22 protein-coding genes are annotated in these 20,071 nt (G+C 36.4%); 18 read left to right on the top strand and 4 right to left on the bottom strand.

Annotation, left to right across the window (positions count from 1 at the left end):
• The first annotated feature begins 11 nt into the window (after positions 1-11).
• The 15 genes from mgsA (at position 12) to MKX66_RS11880 (ending at position 13,920) form a co-directional block, all read left to right on the top strand.
• On the top strand, positions 12-407 hold the full coding sequence (gene mgsA, locus MKX66_RS11950; protein WP_000684753.1) for a methylglyoxal synthase: 396 nt from the start codon (positions 12-14) through the stop codon (positions 405-407).
• An 11-nt stretch (positions 408-418) separates the two neighbouring features.
• Positions 419-1,123 (top strand): bacillithiol biosynthesis deacetylase BshB1, encoded by a 705-nt coding sequence (bshB1, locus tag MKX66_RS11945; RefSeq protein ID WP_002011848.1) that lies wholly within the window; start codon positions 419-421, stop codon positions 1,121-1,123.
• The gene (bshA, locus tag MKX66_RS11940) at positions 1,120-2,265 is read left to right on the top strand and encodes an N-acetyl-alpha-D-glucosaminyl L-malate synthase BshA (RefSeq protein WP_215552660.1); all 1,146 of its coding nucleotides are present in this window, start codon (positions 1,120-1,122) and stop codon (positions 2,263-2,265) included. Before bshB1 ends, bshA begins: the two co-directional genes overlap by 4 nt.
• Positions 2,252-3,445, top strand: coding sequence for a CCA tRNA nucleotidyltransferase (locus MKX66_RS11935; protein ID WP_341086247.1), 1,194 nt, complete (start codon positions 2,252-2,254; stop codon positions 3,443-3,445). Before bshA ends, MKX66_RS11935 begins: the two co-directional genes overlap by 14 nt.
• On the top strand, positions 3,430-4,410 hold the full coding sequence (locus MKX66_RS11930; RefSeq protein ID WP_002086594.1) for a biotin--[acetyl-CoA-carboxylase] ligase: 981 nt from the start codon (positions 3,430-3,432) through the stop codon (positions 4,408-4,410). The genes MKX66_RS11935 and MKX66_RS11930 overlap by 16 nt, the downstream gene beginning before the upstream one ends.
• Before the next feature lie 342 nt (positions 4,411-4,752).
• Complete coding sequence (gene panB / locus MKX66_RS11925) at positions 4,753-5,589, top strand: 3-methyl-2-oxobutanoate hydroxymethyltransferase (RefSeq protein WP_002011854.1); 837 nt, start codon at positions 4,753-4,755, stop codon at positions 5,587-5,589.
• The gene (gene panC / locus MKX66_RS11920) at positions 5,589-6,437 is read left to right on the top strand and encodes a pantoate--beta-alanine ligase (protein ID WP_016101475.1); all 849 of its coding nucleotides are present in this window, start codon (positions 5,589-5,591) and stop codon (positions 6,435-6,437) included. The genes panB and panC overlap by 1 nt, the downstream gene beginning before the upstream one ends.
• Positions 6,438-6,449: 12 nt before the next feature.
• Positions 6,450-6,833, top strand: a complete 384-nt coding sequence (gene panD, locus MKX66_RS11915; RefSeq protein WP_000490176.1) for an aspartate 1-decarboxylase — start codon at positions 6,450-6,452, stop codon at positions 6,831-6,833.
• A 130-nt stretch (positions 6,834-6,963) separates the two neighbouring features.
• Positions 6,964-9,768, top strand: coding sequence for an ATP-dependent DNA helicase DinG (dinG, locus tag MKX66_RS11910; protein ID WP_002166066.1), 2,805 nt, complete (start codon positions 6,964-6,966; stop codon positions 9,766-9,768).
• A 250-nt stretch (positions 9,769-10,018) separates the two neighbouring features.
• Complete coding sequence (locus MKX66_RS11905) at positions 10,019-10,189, top strand: YpmA family protein (RefSeq protein WP_002086589.1); 171 nt, start codon at positions 10,019-10,021, stop codon at positions 10,187-10,189.
• Between the two features lie 7 nt (positions 10,190-10,196).
• Positions 10,197-10,700 (top strand): cell wall elongation regulator TseB-like domain-containing protein, encoded by a 504-nt coding sequence (locus tag MKX66_RS11900; RefSeq protein ID WP_002030789.1) that lies wholly within the window; start codon positions 10,197-10,199, stop codon positions 10,698-10,700.
• Positions 10,701-10,718: 18 nt separating this feature from the next.
• On the top strand, positions 10,719-11,906 hold the full coding sequence (gene aspB, locus MKX66_RS11895; protein ID WP_002011860.1) for an aspartate transaminase AspB: 1,188 nt from the start codon (positions 10,719-10,721) through the stop codon (positions 11,904-11,906).
• A gap of 121 nt (positions 11,907-12,027) precedes the next feature.
• A complete protein-coding gene (gene dnaD, locus MKX66_RS11890) occupies positions 12,028-12,735 on the top strand; it encodes a DNA replication protein DnaD (RefSeq protein ID WP_000728546.1) in 708 nt (235 codons plus the stop codon).
• 15 nt (positions 12,736-12,750) lie between these two features.
• Positions 12,751-13,398 (top strand): endonuclease III, encoded by a 648-nt coding sequence (nth, locus tag MKX66_RS11885; protein WP_002030794.1) that lies wholly within the window; start codon positions 12,751-12,753, stop codon positions 13,396-13,398.
• Positions 13,399-13,401: 3 nt separating this feature from the next.
• Positions 13,402-13,920, top strand: a complete 519-nt coding sequence (locus tag MKX66_RS11880; RefSeq protein ID WP_002030796.1) for a YpoC family protein — start codon at positions 13,402-13,404, stop codon at positions 13,918-13,920.
• Positions 13,921-13,946: 26 nt separating this feature from the next.
• Here the strand turns inward: MKX66_RS11880 and MKX66_RS11875 are convergent, their stop codons facing one another.
• Entirely contained in the window at positions 13,947-16,673 is a 2,727-nt protein-coding gene (locus MKX66_RS11875; protein ID WP_002141048.1) for a penicillin-binding protein 1A, read from the bottom strand.
• A 66-nt stretch (positions 16,674-16,739) separates the two neighbouring features.
• Positions 16,740-17,342, bottom strand: coding sequence for a Holliday junction resolvase RecU (gene recU / locus MKX66_RS11870; RefSeq protein ID WP_002030800.1), 603 nt, complete (start codon positions 17,340-17,342; stop codon positions 16,740-16,742).
• A 103-nt stretch (positions 17,343-17,445) separates the two neighbouring features.
• On the opposite strand from recU, the gene MKX66_RS11865 reads away from it, so the two are divergent.
• On the top strand, positions 17,446-18,471 hold the full coding sequence (locus tag MKX66_RS11865; RefSeq protein ID WP_215591010.1) for a DUF2515 domain-containing protein: 1,026 nt from the start codon (positions 17,446-17,448) through the stop codon (positions 18,469-18,471).
• 343 nt (positions 18,472-18,814) lie between these two features.
• Here the strand turns inward: MKX66_RS11865 and MKX66_RS11860 are convergent, their stop codons facing one another.
• Positions 18,815-18,961: a phage portal protein gene (locus tag MKX66_RS11860; RefSeq protein ID WP_306302660.1), complete on the bottom strand. Its 147-nt coding sequence runs from the start codon at positions 18,959-18,961 to the stop codon at positions 18,815-18,817.
• Between the two features lie 118 nt (positions 18,962-19,079).
• Between MKX66_RS11860 and MKX66_RS11855 the strand changes: the two genes are divergently transcribed.
• Together MKX66_RS11855 and MKX66_RS11850 are read left to right on the top strand one after the other, a co-directional pair.
• Positions 19,080-19,322 carry a hypothetical protein gene (locus MKX66_RS11855; RefSeq protein WP_002030820.1) on the top strand — a complete coding sequence of 81 codons (243 nt, stop codon included), beginning with the start codon at positions 19,080-19,082 and terminating at the stop codon, positions 19,320-19,322.
• Positions 19,323-19,337: 15 nt separating this feature from the next.
• Complete coding sequence (locus tag MKX66_RS11850; protein ID WP_002011864.1) at positions 19,338-19,682, top strand: YppE family protein; 345 nt, start codon at positions 19,338-19,340, stop codon at positions 19,680-19,682.
• Between the two features lie 25 nt (positions 19,683-19,707).
• Here MKX66_RS11850 and MKX66_RS11845 read toward each other — a convergent pair whose 3' ends face one another.
• Positions 19,708-19,899: a YppF family protein gene (locus MKX66_RS11845; protein ID WP_002030817.1), complete on the bottom strand. Its 192-nt coding sequence runs from the start codon at positions 19,897-19,899 to the stop codon at positions 19,708-19,710.
• Positions 19,900-20,071 lie beyond the last annotated feature (172 nt).

Below are 20,071 nucleotides of genomic sequence, written 5' to 3'. Positions count from 1 at the left end.
GGAGACAACGGATGAAAATTGCCTTAATCGCACATGACAAAAAGAAAGATGATATGGTTTCGTTCGCATACGCATATAAACCAATTTTTGAAAAACATGAACTTTTTGCAACAGGAACGACAGGACTTCGTATTATGGAGGCAACTGGTTTAGTTGTAACAAGATATCAATCCGGTCCTCTTGGTGGAGATCAAGAAATTGGTGCAATGATTGCAAAAAATGAGATGGATATGGTGATTTTTTTCCGGGATCCACTAACAGCCCAGCCGCATGAACCAGATGTTAATGCGTTACTTCGTTTATGTGATGTATACGCCATCCCATTAGCAACAAATATGGCAAGTGCTGAAATGCTAATGCATGCATTAGAGCGGGGAGATTTAGATTACCGAAAGTTAAGAAAATGAGGGGAACAATTATGAGTGGATTACATATATTAGCGTTTGGTGCTCATGCCGATGATGTTGAAATCGGCATGGCAGGTACCATTGCAAAGTATACGAAGCAAGGATATGAAGTAGGCATTTGCGATTTAACAGAAGCTGATCTTTCTTCAAATGGAACGGTAGAACTAAGAAAAGAAGAAGCAAAGGCTGCAGCTCGTATTATGGGAGTAAAAACGAGAATTAATTTAGCAATGCCAGACCGTGGTTTGTATATGAAAGAAGAATATATACGTGAAATTGTAAAGATTATTCGTACATATAAACCAACACTAATTTTCGCACCATATTACGAAGATCGTCATCCAGACCATGCTAATTGCGCGAAACTTGTGGAAGAAGCTATCTTTTCAGCGGGAATTCGTAAATATATGCCTGAACTTCCGCCGCACCGTGTAGAGTCTTTTTATAATTATATGATTAATGGTTTTCATAAACCGAATTTTTGTATAGATATTAGTGAATACCTTTCTAAAAAGGTGGAAGCGTTAGAAGCGTATGAAAGTCAGTTTTCAACAGGGAGTGATGGTGTTAAGACGCCATTAACCGAAGGATACGTTGAAACTGTAATCGCTCGGGAGAAGATGTTTGGGAAAGAAGTTGGAGTGCTGTATGCCGAAGGATTTATGAGTAAGAAACCGGTTTTATTACATGCTGATTTAATAGGGGGATGTAAATGAAATTGAAAATAGGTATTACATGTTATCCTTCTGTAGGTGGTTCTGGGGTTGTTGGGACAGAGTTAGGAAAGCAATTGGCGGAACGCGGGCATGAAATTCATTTTATTACATCGGGTGTACCATTTCGGTTGAATAAAGTGTACCCGAACATTTATTTTCACGAAGTAACAGTAAATCAATATTCTGTTTTTCAATATCCACCTTACGATTTAGCATTAGCGAGTAAAATGGCAGAGGTTGCTCAAAGAGAAAACCTTGATATTTTACATGTGCATTATGCAATCCCGCATGCTATTTGTGCATATTTAGCAAAACAAATGATTGGGGAGCGTATTAAAATTGTTACGACCTTACATGGAACGGATATTACTGTGTTAGGTTCCGACCCTTCGTTAAATAATTTAATTCGCTTTGGTATTGAACAATCTGATGTTGTTACAGCTGTGTCACATTCGTTAATTGAAGAAACAAATGAACTTGTAAAACCAGATAAAGAAATTGAGACGGTATACAATTTTGTAGATGAACGTGTTTATTTCAAACGTGATATGTCTCAATTAAAAAAAGAATATGGTATACGAGAAAATGAAAAAGTGTTGATTCATATTTCAAATTTCCGAAAGGTTAAGCGTGTACAGGATGTTGTGCAGTCATTTGCCAAAATTGTAAAGGAAGTAGATGCGAAATTGCTTCTTGTTGGTGATGGACCAGAGTTCTGTACTATTTTACAATTGGTGAAAAGTTTACATATTGAGGAACGTGTCTTATTCCTAGGAAAGCAAGATAATGTTGCAGAGCTTCTTGCGATGAGTGATTTAATGCTACTTTTATCAGAAAAGGAAAGTTTTGGTCTTGTTATATTAGAAGCGATGGCGTGTGGTGTGCCTAGTATCGGAACGAGGGTTGGGGGCATTCCAGAGGTCATTCAACATGGTGAAACAGGATATATATGTGAAGTTGGAGATACAGACGGAATAGCTAAGCAAGCAATTCAGCTACTAGAAAATGAAGAACTTCACCGTAATATGGGAGAGCGAGCGATGAAATCTGTATATGAGCAGTTTCGTTCGGAAAAAATCGTTTCACAGTATGAGACGATTTATTATGACATACTAAGGGATGACAAGAATGGAAAGATTTAAAAAAGCTAGTTCAATTATTGAGATGTTAAAACAGCACGGACATGAGGCTTACTTCGTTGGTGGAAGTGTACGCGATCTTATTATCGATAGACCGATTGGAGATATCGATATCGCAACATCTGCTTTACCAGAAGAAGTAATGGCTATTTTCCCAAGACATGTTCCGGTTGGTCTTGAGCATGGAACTGTAATTGTTGTAGAAAATGGTGAACCGTATGAGGTAACTACTTTTCGAACAGAAAGCGAATATGAAGATTTTCGAAGACCTAGTAGTGTTCAATTTGTCCGTTCATTAGAAGAGGATTTAAAACGACGTGATTTCACGATGAATGCAATTGCAATGACAGAGGAAGGCGAAATGGTTGATTTATTTGCTGGGAAAGAAGCGATTCGTCTGAAGGAAATTACAACGGTTGGAGATGCTGCAGACCGTTTTCAAGAAGATGCACTGCGAATGATGCGTGGTATTCGGTTCGTAAGTACGTTAGGTTTCTCTTTGGAAATAAAGACGAAACAAGCAATTGAAACGTATGGGCATTTGCTCGAACATATAGCGATTGAAAGAATTACAGTTGAATTTGAAAAATTGTTGACCGGTACATATTGTGTGAATGGTCTTCAAGAGTTAGTAGAAACTAAGCTATTTTCTCATCTGCCATATTTGCAAATGTCAGAAGAAAGACTCTTGAAAGCTACGCAGTATAAATGGGATTCTTTCGAAACAGACGTTGAGGCGTGGGCATTTTTCCTATATTGTATCGGAGAAGAGCATCCATCTGTCTTTCTGCGTCAATGGAAGTTCTCGAATAAAAAGATTAAAGATATCGTAGCGGTTTTATTAGCAATTCGTTCTAGAAAGGAGAAGGAGTGGGATACAATCCTTCTTTATAAAACTGGGATTCGCATCGCTGAGATGGCGGAAAGAGTATATGAAGCGATAATAGAAAGTTATAATAGTGGGTCTGTTAAGCAAGTACAATCATTATTTCATGCATTGCCGATAAAAAATCGTCAAGAAATGAATGTGACTGGTAATGATTTATTAAGCTGGACAGATAAAAAGCCAGGTCCGTGGGTTGCCGAAATGCTTCAAAATATTGAAGAAGCAATCGTACAAGGAGATTTAGTTAATAAGAAAGAGGATATAAGGGAGTGGCTACAAAGATGCAATCTACTATAAGAAAGCAGTTATTACAAGTTTTTTCTGAAGCAGATGGTGCATTTGTATCTGGTCAAATACTTAGTGACAAACTTGGTTGTTCGAGAACCGCTGTATGGAAGCATATGGAGGACCTTCGTAATGAAGGGTATGAACTAGAAGCTGTACGCCGCTTAGGGTACCGAATTGCTAGTAAACCAGATAAAGTAACTGCGAATGAGATTCAATTAGGATTACAAACAGAGCGTATCGGTAGAACGGTTTATTTTGAAGAATCGGTTGAGTCTACTCAGCATATTGCAGCGAGACTTGCTTATGAAGGCGCAGAAGAGGGAACAATTGTCGTTGCTGAAGAACAAACAGCAGGTAGAGGACGTTTAAGTAGAAAATGGTATTCCCCAAAAGGAACAGGAATTTGGATGAGTATTATTTTGCGTCCCTCGATTCCAGTTCATCATGCACCACAGCTTACTTTATTAGCAGCGGTTAGCGTAGCGCAAGCAATTGAAAAATGTACCGGTGTAAACGTAGGGATTAAGTGGCCGAATGATATTTTAATTCAAGGTAAAAAAGCTGTCGGTATATTAACGGAGATGCAAGCTGATCCAGATAAAATTAATGCTGTTATTATGGGAATTGGCATTAATGCAAATCAGAAACAAGAACATTTTGATGAGGAAATTCAGCAAATTGCAACTTCATTAGCAATTGAATCGGGTAAGCCGATTGTTCGTGCGGAACTTATGCAACAAATTTTCTTGCAACTAGAGAAATTGTATGAAGAGTATTTAAAAAATGGCTTCTCTGTTATTAAAATTCTTTGGGAAAGTTACGCAGTAAGTATCGGAAAAGAAATTACAGCTCGAACGATGAAGGAAACTATTAATGGGCTAGCAAAAGGAATTACGGAGGATGGTGTATTGTTACTTGAGGATCATCAAGGACAAGTGCACCACATTCATTCTGCTGATATAGAAATTAAGTAAAAGAAGTTCCTATTTTGGAGCTTCTTTTTGTCATTTAGATACTAATAAATTTCACATACCGTAATAGGGATAAAAAATTATTTTTTCGAAAAAATGTAGCAATTCCTTTTCAGAGTTTGCTATAATTAGTTCGAATATGGGCAGTATCAAAGCGAACTGCACCATTATTTTACGCAGTATGAAAAAATAATAATTTGGATTCTGCCTTGATCCAATAATGGACTGGGACAGAGGGATGAATAATGCCGACTAACACACAACCCTTCTGCCCTTTTATGGCCAGAGGGGTTTTTTATATGATTTCGGCCATCTCCTCTCTCCTGCATAAAGGAGGAGTAGTTTTTGAAAACAAAAACAGATTTTTTGAAAATGAAAGAGCAAGGTGAGCCGATTACAATGCTAACGGCGTATGATTATCCATCTGCTAAATTAGCAGAAGAAGCTAAAGTCGATATGATTTTAGTGGGTGATTCTCTAGGAATGGTTGTACTTGGGTATGATTCAACAGTTCCAGTAACAGTAGAGGATATGATTCATCATACGAAAGCTGTACGCCGCGGAGCGAAAGAGACGTTTATTGTAACTGATATGCCATTTATGTCTTATCATGTCTCATTGCAAGATACGATGATTAATGCACGTCGCATTGTTCAAGAGAGCGGGGCACATGCATTAAAGGTAGAAGGTGCTGGAGAAGTTATATCAACTATTCACTACTTAACGAATGCGGGAATTCCCGTTGTGGCGCATTTAGGTTTAACTCCTCAATCTGTAGGAGTGCTAGGTGGGTATAAAGTACAAGGGAAAGATGCTGAAAGTGCAAAAAAATTAATAGAAGATGCAAAGAAATGTGAGGAAGCTGGTGCGATAGCACTTGTGCTAGAATGTGTGCCAATGCAATTAGCAGAACTTATTTCAGAGCAGTTAACAATTCCTACAATTGGAATTGGAGCAGGACAAAAAGTAGATGGGCAAGTTCTTGTATACCACGATCTTATCTCGTACGGCGTAAATCGTGTTCCGAAATTTGTGAAGCAATATACGTCTGTTCAAGAGGAGATTGTGCGAGGGATTTCGCAATACGTTACTGAAGTAAAGACAGGGCAATTTCCTGAAGAAAAACATTCATTTACAATGAAAGAGGAAGAGTGCTTAGCGTTATACGGAGGAAAACAATAATGAAAATCATAACTACAGTGCAAGAGATGCAGCAAATTACAAACGAACTGCATGCAAGTGGAAAAAGTATCGGTTTTGTTCCAACGATGGGGTATTTACACGAAGGGCATGCTACGTTACTACGTAAGGCAAGGGAAGAAAATGAAATTGTAGTTTTAAGTGTATTTGTAAATCCACTACAATTTGGACCAAATGAAGATTTAGATCGATACCCACGTGATATTGTTAGAGATGAAAATGTAGCAAAAGAAAATGGTGTTGATTATTTATTTTATCCGAGTGTAGAAGAGATGTATCCAGCAGAACAAACGACAACAGTAGAAGTTGTGAAGCGTACCGACGTATTATGTGGCAAACAAAGACCTGGTCATTTCGCTGGTGTGGCGACTGTACTAATGAAACTATTTAATATTACATTGCCAACGCGTGCTTATTTCGGTATGAAAGATGCACAGCAAGTAGCTGTAATTGAAGGATTCGTAACTGATTTTAATATTCCCGTTACGATCGTACCAGTTGATATTGTAAGGGAAGAAGATGGATTAGCGAAAAGTTCTCGTAATGTGTATTTATCACTAGAAGAACGTGAAGAGGCTCCTCATTTATACGGCAGTCTATGTATAGCGAAAGAACGAATTGAGGCAGGCGAACGTAATCCGGAAATCATTATGAATCTTGTGAAAGAGCATATTGAGAAGTATACGAAAGGCACTGTAGATTATGCTGATTTATATGCATATCCTTCATTAAAAGCAATAAATAAAATTGAAGGAAGAATCATTTTAGCGATTGCGGTTAAGTTTGAAAATGTACGATTAATTGACAATATAACATTAATGGGGAAATAAGGGGGAGCATCTATGTTTCGCACAATGATGAGAGCGAAGTTACATCGTGCAACTGTAACAGAAGCAAATTTAAATTATGTAGGTAGTATTACAATTGATGAAGATTTAATGGATGCGGTAAATATTGTAGAAAATGAAAAAGTACAAATTGTAAATAACAACAATGGAGCTCGCTTAGAGACATATGTTATTAAAGGAGAGCGCGGTAGCGGTGTTGTGTGTTTAAATGGTGCAGCTGCAAGGCTTGTACAACCGGGTGATAAAGTTATTATTATTTGCTATGGTTTAGTGGCAGAAGAAAATATTCATAAACAAGAGCCGAAAATTGCAGTATTAGACGATGATAATCAAATTATTGAAATGTTAGGTGCTGAAAAAGCTGGCACGATATTATAAGTAGGAAGGCTATCTCTAATTAAGGAGATAGCTTTTTTGTGCATCTTTTCATTAAGATGAGGTAAAACGTGGTATAGTAACATTATATAATTTTTGTGTTTGATAGGTAAGAAATTGAGGTGTTACATATATGAGTAAGCGTTATGTCGTTGTTGATTTAGAGACGACAGGGAACTCCTGGAAGGATGGGAAGGATAAAATCACCCAAATTGCAGCTGTTGTAGTGGAAGATGGAGAGATATTAGAGATTTTTTCATCTTTTATTAATCCGAAGAGAGAGATTCCCCTATTTATTACAGAATTAACTGGGATTGATGAAGATCTTGTAAAACAAGCCCCGTTATTTCGAGATGTAGCCCCGATGATTGTTGAGCTATTACAAGGTGCGGCTTTTGTTGCACATAACGTTCACTTTGATTGGAATTTTTTAAATGAAGAATTAAGGCAAGCTGGATATACAGAAGTACATTGTCCTAAAATTGATACAGTTGAATTGGCGCAAATTCTTTTGCCGACAGCTGATAGTTATAAATTACGTGATTTAGCTAAGCAGCATGAACTAGAGCACGATCAACCACATCGGGCGGATAGTGATGCTCTTGCAACAGCGGAGTTGTTTTTACAATTTTTAAGTGAAATTGAAAAGTTACCACTTGTCACATTACAATCGCTTTATGAATTAAGTGATGTTTTCCAAAGTGATATAGCTGATGTACTTTCTGAAAATATTTTAAAGAAAATGATGCATGGTAAAGAAGAGGCAGAGGAGTGTGAGGTGTATCGAAATATTGCGCTTCGAAAGCGGAATTATTCTTTAAGCCTCAGTGAAACATACTCATCTAAATTTGATGCTTTCTTACATAAGACAATCGATAAACTTGAATTGAATATGCCAAAGTTTGAAAAAAGAGAAAGCCAACAGATTATGATGAAGGAAATATATACAGCGCTAAGAGATTCTAGGTTTTCACTGATTGAAGCAGGAACAGGTACGGGGAAGACGCTTGCATATTTACTTCCAAGTATTTATTTCGCAAAGAAAAAAGAAGAACCTGTCATTATAAGTACACAAACTGTACAATTGCAACAACAAATACTAGAAAAAGAAATTCCTTTATTAAAGAAAATAATGCCATTTTCATTTGAAGTAGCTCTTCTGAAAGGAAGAAAGCATTACCTTTGTCTACACAAATTTGAATATGCTTTGCAAGAGGAAGAGAAAAATTATGATATGGCGCTCACAAAGGCAAAAATTTTAGTGTGGTTATTGCAAACGGAAACTGGCGATCGTGATGAATTGAATATTCCTGAGGGCGGCAAGTTACTTTGGAACCGTATTTGTAGTGATGTACATAGTCCAGGCGGGATGCAAAGTAACTGGTATAGTCGTTGTTTTTATCAAAGAGCAAAGAATAAAGCATTATTTGCAGATATCGTTATTACAAATCATGCGTTATTATTTCAAGATTTTTCAAGTGAAGAACCACTATTTGCTTCATGTGAACATATTATTTTTGATGAAGCTCATCATATCGAGGAAGCGGCGAGTAGAACATTAGGTGAACAGTTCTCATGCATGTATTTTCAATTAGCTTTATCTCGTCTTGGTACGCTAGAAACAGATGATGTACTTTCTAAAGTATATAAAATGATGAAAAAATCAGAGCAAGCATCGCGTTCGACTTTCCGTATGGTGAGTCATAGTTTGAAGGAATTGAAATTTGATGCGGATGAACTATTTCAAATGTTACGGACTTTCGTATTTAAACAAACAAAGCAGGAACAAGGGATGAGCAATATGCCACTCATTTATCGATATAACACGGAAGTAGAGAAAGGTAAGTTATGGGATAGCATTACCGAGTTAACAAATCGATTTGTGTATGATGTAAGAAAGTTATTGACTACACTTGAGAAGCAAGCTGAAATATTGCAAAGTAAATTAGAATGGGAGATGCATGTCGTTACAGGTGAATTTATGCATTTAATTGAGTTGTTGAGAAAGATGGCACAATCTTTACAATTACTCATTTTAGAAAAAAATTCATACGTGACATGGATGGAGACTGAAACGAAGGGAACGATTCATTCAACAGTTCTATATGCGCAGCCTGTTCATATTGGTGAAAGATTTGCTGATGAATTTTTAACCCAGAAAAAGAGTGTTATTTTCACATCAGCAACGTTAACAGTTAATGATTCATTCGACTATATAAAAGAGGAGCTAGGTTTACATGATTTTGCTCCCAATACATTAAAGGTTCCATCACCATTCCGTTTTGAAGAGCAAATGAAATTAATGGTTTCAACGGATGTACCTTTTATTAAGAAAGCAAGTAATGAAGAATATATTGAGTCTATATCGGCACATATTGCGAAAATAGCGAAAGCTACAAAAGGTAGAATGCTCGTTTTATTCACTTCGTATGAAATGTTGAAAGAAGCGTATACGAATTTGAAAAATGATGAGACATTAGAAGGATATTTATTATTAACGCAAAGTGTGAATAATAAGAGCCGAAGTCGTCTAATCCGCAAATTCCAGGAGTTCGACAAATCGATTTTGTTAGGAACAAGTAGTTTTTGGGAAGGGATAGATATACCTGGAGATGCCCTAAGCTGTCTTGTCATTGTCCGTCTGCCTTTTACCCCTCCTCATCAGCCGATGATGGAAGCAAAAGGAGAGTGGTTAAAAAATCAAGGAGAAGACGTATTCGATAAGTTGGCGCTCCCGCAAGCAATCTTGCGTTTCAAACAAGGGTTTGGTCGTCTTATTAGAACAAATACAGATACGGGAACTGTATTTGTATTAGATCGTCGTTTGACAAGTTCTTCCTATGGAAAACGATTTTTACAATCAATCCCAACTGTACCGCTCTATGAAGGACCGTTAGAAGAATTGTTAGTACAGTTAGAAGAATCGTCAAATGAATAAAATTGGAAGAAAAATACGCCTGAAGTACATTTAAACTTCAGGCGTAAAAAATGTGGGTAGGAGGAATTTTATTTTTCTTACTTCTTGTATACAAAATATATTGCTTTTCGATTTGAAACCTTTTTTTGCTGTACATGTCCTGCTATAATAGATGGGTGATGAAGCAGGGGTTGTAAAGAATGTACTCTTATTGTAACCGCATTGCGTTCTTCTATAATTAGAAATTTTTGTGTAACGGAGGAGTTTTTTCATGGATAAGAAAATCGAAGTCCTATCAACGACGCGTATTAAATATTCGTCTGACTTGTATAAAATTGTTGATGGTTTGAATCGTACGTTAAAAGAGCAGGACCTCATGTTCGGATTAGCATTAGACGAAAAAGATAAAGAAACAGCTGTATTTACGATTTACAGAACGTAGTGATACAATGAAAAAGTGGATCTTTACAATCATTATCGTTATCGTTGCTAGCGGAATATATGGGGCATATGTTTATAATAAAGCGATGGAAAAGAAAATTCCAAAAGAGTCAAAGTCTGTAGAAATTGCGAAAGAAAAGGCAAAGCTTACAAAGGTAAATACTGTTGATTATTATAATGGAAAATCTTCATATACAGTCGTACAAGGTACAGATGAAAAAGGAGAACAACTTATCGTTTGGGTGCCTGAGAAAAAAGGGGAAACTATAGTAAGGAAAAAGAGCGAAGGTATTTCTGAAAAAGATGCTTTACAAAGAACGATTGAACAAGTCGGAGATGAAAGTAAAGAACCCAAAAGTAAGCCGAAAGAAATTTTAAAAGCAAAATTAGGCTTTGAAAATAATATACCATTATGGGAAGTTACATATATTGATGATGACAATCGTTATAGTTACTACTATCTTGAATTTAAAGATGGGAACTTTTTAAGACGATACAGCATTGAAAAATAGATGTAGGGGGAACTACAAATGAAATTAGCAAAGCGAGTAGCTGCTTTAACACCATCTGCAACTTTAGAAATTACAGCAAAGGCACAAGCATTAAAAGCAGAAGGTCATGATGTAATTGGATTAGGAGCAGGAGAACCTGACTTTAATACGCCAAAACATATTATGGATGCTGCGCATAAAGCGATGTTAGAAGGACATACGAAATATACACCAACAGGTGGATTACAAGCGTTAAAACAAGAAATTGTGAAGAAGTTTACTCGTGATCAAGGAATTGCGTATGATCCATCTGAAATTATTGTATGTAATGGTGCCAAGCATGCATTATATACATTATTCCAAGTGTTACTTGATGAAGGAGATGAAGTTATCATCCCAACTCCTTATTGGGTAAGTTATCCTGAGCAAGTAAAGCTTGCTGGTGGTAAGCCAGTTTATGTAGAAGGTCTAGAAGGCAATGAGTACAAAATTACAGCAAAGCAGCTGCGTGAGGCAATTACAGAGAAAACGAAAGCTGTTATTATTAATTCACCGAGCAATCCAACAGGGATGATTTACAGCAAAGAAGAATTACAACAGCTTGGAGAAGTATGTTTAGAGCATGATATCTTAATCGTTTCAGATGAGATTTATGAAAAATTAATTTATGGTGACGCGGAATATACTTCAATTGCCCAGCTTTCTAATGTATTAAAAGAACAAACACTTATTATTAATGGTGTATCTAAATCGCATTCTATGACAGGTTGGCGTATTGGATATGCAGCAGGAAATAAGCAGCTTATTAAAGCGATGACGAACTTAGCGAGTCATAGTACGTCAAACCCTACTTCAATTGCTCAATACGGTGCAATTGCTGCGTATGCAGGCTCACAAGAACCTGTAGAAACAATGCGTCAAGCGTTTGAAGAAAGATTGAACATTATTTATGATAAATTAATTCAAATTCCTGGTTTCACTTGCATTAAGCCACAAGGTGCTTTTTACTTATTCCCAAATGTAAAAGAAGCCGTAGCGTTAGCTGGGTATGATACAGTTGATGAGTGGGCAAAAGCATTATTAGAAGAAGAAAAGGTGGCTCTTGTTCCAGGTACAGGATTTGGTGCACCAAATAACGTTCGATTATCGTATGCGACATCTCTTGAGCAAGTTGAGAAAGCATTAGAACGAATTCATACGTTCATGAAAAGTAAAGTACAGGCTTAATCGTCTGTTTCTTGTAGTAAATGGCAAAAAACCTCCCTATATATAGGGAGGTTTTTTTGACGAATTGTGGCAAAAAGAAATGGCTAAAGGTGTGTTATACTAGAGAACGAGGTGTTTGGTGATGAAAAAGAAAATGATGTTACAATGGTTTGAACAGGGAAGCATAGCGATTCCTAAATTGCTTATGATGCATTATAAAAAGCTAGGTTTAAATGAGACGGAATTTATGGTAGTACTTCATGTACACACATTTTTAGAATCAGGTAATTCGTTCCCGACTCCTTCAGAGATTTCAGAACGGATGACGATAACAGAAATGAAATGCATGGAAGTGATTCAAACTTTAATCCAAAAAGGTTTTTTAGCACTAGAAGGTGGACGAAGATCTGAAGCGATGATGTGTGAAAGTTATTCTTTACAACCACTGTGGGAAAAAATATTGCACTTTTTAATGAATGAATCTATAGAGGAAGAGCAAAAAGAACAAAAACAAATTCAAGTAAATTTATATACAGTATTTGAAAAAGAATTCGGAAGACCACTTTCGCCATTTGAATGTGAAACATTAGGGATGTGGGAAGATCAAGATCAACACCATCCGAATTTAATTCAAGCGGCTCTTCGTGAAGCTGTTATGAGTGGTAAACTTAATTTCCGGTATATTGATCGTATTTTGTTTGAGTGGAAAAAGAACGGAATTAAAACGGTAGATCAAGCGCAAAATCAAGGCCAGAAATTTAGAGCGAATCAACAACGCACACAACAAACGACAAAACAAGAGACGAAATTTACTGGGAAAGTGCCTTTTTATAATTGGTTGGAGCAGTAGTGTAGGAGGAAAGATATGTTGAACAAAACGCAAATTCGTTATTGTTTAGATACAATGGCGGATATGTATCCAGAAGCGCATTGTGAATTAATTCATGATAATCCATTTGAACTTGTAATCGCAGTGGCATTATCTGCACAATGCACAGATGTACTTGTGAATAAAGTGACGAAAAACTTATTTCAAAAATATAAAACACCAGAAGATTATTTAAGTGTGTCTTTAGAAGAATTACAACAAGATATACGTTCCATTGGATTGTTTAGAAATAAGGCGAAAAATATTCAAAAATTGTGCCGGATGTTACTAGATGATTATAACGGGAAAGTTCCAGAAGACCGTGATGAGCTGACGAAATTACCAGGAGTAGGGAGAAAGACGGCGAATGTAGTTGTTTCGGTAGCGTTTGGGATTCCAGCGATTGCTGTTGATACGCATGTAGAGAGAGTGAGTAAACGGTTAGCAATTTGTAGATGGAAAGATTCTGTGTTAGAAGTGGAAAAGACATTGATGAAGAAAATTCCAATGGATGAGTGGGGAGTTACACACCACCGTATGATTTTCTTCGGACGTTATTACTGTAAGGCGCAGCGACCACAATGTGAAGAGTGTCGATTACTAGAAATATGTCGTGAAGGAAAGAAACGAATGAAGGGGAAATAAAGGATGGAGCGAGTTATAGAAATACCGAAAGAGTTTCGGTGCGTACCATTTTTTAAAGAGAGTGCAAATTCGATTACGTATCACACAGACCAATCTTTTGAAGAGATAATACAAAATACTTACTTTATATTTGATATTGAAAGAAAATATGAGCCATGGAATGAAATTGAAACAAGTATTCCAGCGGTGTTAAATATATGGAAAAGCAAGCATGAAGAAATTGCTATACTATTTCGGAACAGAAAAAAACAAGAAGCTGAGGGTCCGATGATTCTTTTTGCAGCGCACTTTCTATCGGTTATATATTGGTTAAATGAGCAGCCTGTTCATAGTTTGAATGAGATGCAAGTAAATACGAATAAATTGGAAGTACAACCTGTTAATTTTATGGAGCGATATTCATTTATTATAAAGAAACCGAGTAATTACCATTCGTATATTCAATTAGCACAGTTGTATATCGAAATAGAAAAGCTATATGTAAAGAAAATGATAACAAAAAAGAAGTCGGTTTCTCATTAAGAGAAACCGACTTCTTTTTTTGTTTATTAAGACTCTGTTGTAACAACATTTCCGTCCGCGTGAGGTGTATCTTCCCCGGTATTTTGTTGCTGTTGTTGCTCTTCAGCTTTTTTTCTAGCTTCTTCGTCAGCTTTTCTCTTAGCTTCTTCGTCGGCTTTTCTCTTAGCTTCTTCGTCAGCTTTCTTCTTAGCCTCTTCGTCAGCGGCTTTCTTTTGAGCTTCTTCTTGCTGTTTACGTTGTTGTTCTTGTTGCTGCTGTTGTTCTTGTTGTTTACGTTGTTGTTCTTGTTGTTGTTGCTGTTGCTGTTGCTGTTGCTGTTCTTGCTGTTTACGCTGATCTTCATCAGCTTTTTTCTTAGCTTCTTCTTGTTTTAGTTTATCTTCATTGGTCTTTTTCAGGGCTTCTTCGTCAGCTTTTTTCTTAGCTTCTTCATCAGCTTTTTTCGCATCTGGAGTTCCGCCAGGCGCAGTGAAGGATGCACCAACTGCAGGGCTTGTTCCAGTACCCTTTTTCGCTACTACAGAGAAACTGTAAGTAACACCTGGTTTAATACCACCAAGAGTAGCTGTCGTACCGCTTACTGATAAGCTACCACTAGAACCGTCAGTAGCTTTATAGCTTGCTGCGTATGCATCAACATTTGATGATGGTCCAGACCAGTTCAGTGTCACTGTGCTAGCGCCATCGAAAGCGACATTAAGACCACTAGGTGGATCTACTTTAATTTCTTTAACTGCATCTTTTTTCGCACCTTTAATGTACAGTTCTCCATTTAATTCTTGTACAGAAGAAGGGCGCTCGAAACGAGATTTATCCGTAGCAAATTTGCTCATCATTGCTTGGAACATTTGCTGAGCAATTCTAGTAGAACGATCGCTAATGTAATTTTCTGGGCTATCTTTTTCATAACCAGTCCATACAGCCATTGTATATTGTGGTGTATATCCTGCGAACCAACTATCTCTGTTGGCATCTGCTGGAATACCGTATTTTTTAATAACAGATTTATCAAAGTTTTGTGTTCCTGTTTTACCAGCAACGTCGAATCCAGAAACATATGCTGTTGGACCTGTACCGCCAGAACCAGGTTTTACTACGTCACGAAGAACGTCAGTAACCATGTAAGCTGTATAGTCATGCATTGCGCGTTGTTCTTTCGGTTTAAAGCTTTTCTTTTTTCCATCTGGGAAAATAACTTCTTTAACGAAATGAGGTTTATTGTATACACCGTCATTTCCAAATGCTGCATAAGCTCCAGCGACATCTAACGGAGAGCCTTCATTACTACCGATTGCAGTAGATTCATATGCTTTCCCATCTTTAAACGTCATTCCTAAACCTTCAGCAAACTCTTGTGCCTTAGGAATACCGACTGTTTGAGCTGTTTTTAAAGCCGGGATGTTTAATGACTTCTTCAATGCTTCACGAAGTGAAACGTCACCTTTAAAATTACCCGTAGCATTTTTAATCTTTGTGCCATCAGAGTAAGTATATTCAGAGTCATTTAATTGATGATAAGTAGACCATTGAAGGTTTTCAATTGCAGGACCATAGTCGAAAATTGGTTTCATTGTTGAACCAACTTGGCGTTTTAAATCAACTGCCATATTATGACCTTTGAAAGTAGATTTACTTTCTTTACGACCAGCGCCGATTGCTCGAACTTCTCCAGACTGAGTATCCATAAATACGAATGATCCTTGGAATTGATCGTTTGGATACTTGATGAGATTCCCATCCATAATTTTTTCAGCGTAATCCTGAGCATCTTGATCAAGTGTTGTATGAATCGTTAAACCATCTGAACCGATATTTACATCAGGGTATTCTTTTTCAACTTCCTTTACAGCAGCATCTATAAATGCTTGATACTTCATTTCAGTCACTTCTGAAGATGGAAGAAGTCCTTGTGTTACAGAGATTTGCATTGCGTCATTCATTTCTTGTTTCGTTATATACCCGTGTCGGTTCATTAATGTTAATACGATATTACGACGTTTCGTTGCTCTATCAACGTTATCTGGTTTTGTTGGATCATAAATGTTAGGACCTTGGGGTAAACCAGCGAGCATTGCAGCTTCGTGTAGTTGTATGTCTTTTAAATCTTTGCCGTAATATTTTTTTGCTGCTGTTGAAATACCGTAAGAGCGATTACCGAGGTTAATCTTATTTAAGTACATTTCTAAAATTTCATGTTTTGAGTACTGTTGCTCTAACTTATAAGATAAGTACCATTCCTGCACTTTTCTTTTTGCAGTTTTTTCCATCGTTAGAAAATAGTTTTTAACTACTTGCTGTGTAATCGTACTACCACCTTGTGATCCAAAACCACCAGTGACATTTTCCATGACTGCCATTCCAGTACGTCTAAAATCAATTCCATTATGATCGTAGAAACGAGCATCCTCAGTCGCAAGGAATGCACTTTCAATTACTTTTGGAATTTGATCGTATGTAACATGGGTTCGTTTTTCAGCACCGTATTCATAGAAGAAATTCCCGTTTTTATCAAGGAATTTTGTTGATAAAGGATTGACTAGCTTTGATTTGTCTAGTTTTGGAGCGTCCTTTACCATAACAAAGAAGGCCGAAACGCCAGCTACGAGACCGACGATACCAAGAAGTAGACAACCTATAAGAAATCTCTTGAAAAAGGAACCTTTTTTCTTTGGTTTTTCTTCTTTATTATTTGTTTCTTTCGTTTGATTTTTTACATGATTTCGTTCTGTACGAGAACGATAATTATCTGACATTATACTTTCTCCTACCTTTCATTCTCTCCCCCAAAAGTCGAAAAAAGAGCCTTAGTGATGACTCTATCACGAAAAATAAACCGTGTCTAGTACGCGGATATAATCAATTCGAGGGTGATAACCGCATGATAATAAAGACCCATGCTCTTCTATTTCTTGTTTTGTAATCGATTTACGTCCACCAGTATTTTGACGATTCCAAAATGCAATAATATGTTTTGCATCTAATAAATAAAATTCATCAAAAAGTGTAAATTTAATAATAACAAATGCAATTCCATTATGAGCGACTACTTGCTTCATATGTTCAATTTGATGAAGGTGGAAGTTTTGAAGTGGAAAACTGGTTTTATTTTTAGTTTCTTTCGCTTCAAAATCGATGTATTTCCCTTTGTATACACCGTTGTAATCTGTTGTAGAAGGTTGTTTGAAATACGCTTCTTTTACCACTGCAGCACTTCGAGCGGGGTAATCTACTTTTACAATTTGAAGAGGTGTAGGTTTTTTATGTACGCATGCAATATTATGGGTTAAGTAATATTGATTGGTGTCATTCAATTCCTCTTCAAGGGACATACCTCTATTACTGTAAGTATGTTTTTTTATTGGTGTTTTATGAGGTTGTGAAGCTTGATCGTACCTTTTTCCATTTGGGTAACGAATGGTCATATTTTGTCCACTCCCAACTTGATAAGATTTACTTACAAAGGTGATTATATCAAAAAATGAAAAAAGATGTGACCTTTTTCAAGAAAGGTATGGTGACTTACTCATGTTTCGATGGAGTGATTACGAAAAAATTAAACAGACCCGTAATGATATTTTTTGTACAGAAGAGGAAAAAGCTATAGTTCTTAATATTAAGGAGAGCACGGATGTAGCTAACGTAGATAATATTTCACGTACACAATCTTACCAAGAATATTATTTGAGAAATAGAGAAATTAGATGGTCTTTTTTAGCAAGCATGGTTTCAAGGAATGGGGGATGGAACATGACAGATTTAGAAGGAGAATATTATTCTAATCTTTTATCTCAAACAGTTAAGAGACGATTATTTCATTTGTATGAGAAAGCCAATTGGCTCATTTTTTTAGATGCATTTCCTCAACTATTACTGTATGAGGAAAGTAAAAAGAGATGTGCGCCGCTCTTTCATTTGTTACAATTTTTCAACATATCAATTTTTATGGAAAAAGAATGGGCCGCGTTTTGGGAGAAAAAAGATATAAATAGGCTTATGACGGCACTTATTATTAATGAACAAAATAAAATTCAAAAACCAGTAATTGAGAATGCATACTTTCAAAAACATGTATTTGATACTGCACTATTCAAATTTCAAGAAATATTTCACGTTAGTGCAGTTATTTTTCCAATGGTGGAAGGGGGAATGTATGGATTTTCAGTTTATCAATTTGAAACGTTGCAAAAACGTATAGAACTGGGGAAGCAATTAGCTTGGTTATTATTTCATTCAAAGTATAAGTCTTCTTTTTATAAATTTGCAGTGCAAACTAGGCATACTGGATCAAGGATGGATTATGAATGTAATATAAGGGGAATTAGAAAATCATGTACGCCGGCTCTTCGGGATGTGTATTCTATTGTCACTCATGAAAAATTAATTGAAAAAGATTGGTTTAGTGAAGGGTTGGAAATAGATTCATTATTTTTACTTGAAAAACCTAAGGGGGAAATTAATATAACAGAATGGTATAGAAAGAAGAGGGAGCAAATACATACTCTTTCTATATTAAGTAGTTTTGTTAAAAGAATGGATGAGTTCATGATATAATAAAGAAGTCCCGCCTTCTTAAATGAGGGCGGGACTTCTTTATTAAAAGTAATATGCTCTACAACAAGTTACTTTCTAATCGGCTATTTGCCGGCAGTACGACTTTAACTTCAACACTTATCGAAAGCGAAGAGGTAAGGTAGACTAGAAAATAGTTGTTTGTAAAAGCCACTTTGGTTAAAGTGTCATTTTATCCCGCTATTTGCGGACAGTAAAACTCCCACCTCAAAATTTGGCTGGAGCAAAGAAGGTAGGTGGAAGCCCTGCTGTCCGTAAACACCCGATTGGTGCGGGCTAATAATCAGTGGGGGATGAATAAAACCCCACTGATTAAAGTTTCACTTTATGTAGCGGGGAAATTTGGACCATCAAGCTTTGGATTACCAGTCTCAGGTTTGTTTTGTTGTTTGTTTTGCTTTTTCTTTTTTTCGTTTTTATTTTTTGCCATCGTAATACACCTCCTTTTTGTATTGTTACCATTTCTAATAATGGCATACTAAATGATTTCTTTGACGAATATCAACTAGTTTTGTCATGTGAGAAGGAGTAATTAATCAATCGGCGAAATTACATGACAAAGGAAAGGCAAAGAAGGGGGCGTTTTAAATATGGCGATGGTTCAGAAGGAAGATGTTATGAAAAAAATGGATCAAATGTTAAGTTCTCTCGATTTGCTGGAAATGAAGATTGGGATTAGAATGAATCATGCATTGAAGGATAAAGGTGAAAAAATACGCAATAAGATAGAAATAACAGAAATGCATATAGAACATATGGAAAATAAATTAGTGCATCACGAAGAAAAAGGGAGCTGGGTAAAGACATTTCAAAACGTCGTAGTGAGTGCATAATAAGGTGGGAACAAAATGGGACATGAAGCATTAATCCAGTCTTCGGAGAAGTTAATGCAGTATAATGATGAAGCGAATGTGAAAAAAAGAGAGATGGCTGAATATGATTTTTATAAGGATATGAAGCCATTTGTTGATATTGTAGATGCGGAGTTAGAGATGTGGAAAGAATTAGCTTATAGGTGGATAAAGGAAGAACGACCTAAGTATATACATGTACAACAAATTGATCAAGTGTATGATAATTTACAAACTAATGTGCTACAATGTTTTGTTAATAAGGGAAAAGGCAAACGTTTCTTTGAAACTCATCAAGCTATTTCGTACACTTTGCAAAATATCGTAGATCAATGTAAATAACAAGAGGGAAAACCCTCTTGTTTTTTTATGCCTCTGTCACTGTTGTAGGTTTTGTTGCACCGTTTATTTCTAACTCTCGTATTAATGTTCGGTAATCTGATATGCATACTTTTCCTTCAAGATAACAATGTCTTGCAAAGTCTAACAGTTCATTCGAATTTTCTGTGTAATACCCCTTTTTTTGAGAAAACGCTTGTTTTAAATCCCCTAATACCATGTTGATTCCTCCCCCATGAGAATCTTCTTCCTTATTATCATAGCATGGAAGGGTTTACTTTCTAATTTTTTTAAAAATTTAAACTTCCGACAAAAACAGACAGGTACTCCGTCACACATTTTATTTTATAGGTACATATTCTATATGTAGAAACTTATGCCAAGGAGGAGAG

The organism is Bacillus sp. FSL R9-9530 (genome assembly GCF_038008145.1).
Taxonomy (GTDB): domain Bacteria; phylum Bacillota; class Bacilli; order Bacillales; family Bacillaceae_G; genus Bacillus_A; species Bacillus_A mycoides.
Note: the sequence above shows the minus strand (reverse complement) of the source record. Positions and strands in the feature narration are given on the sequence as shown.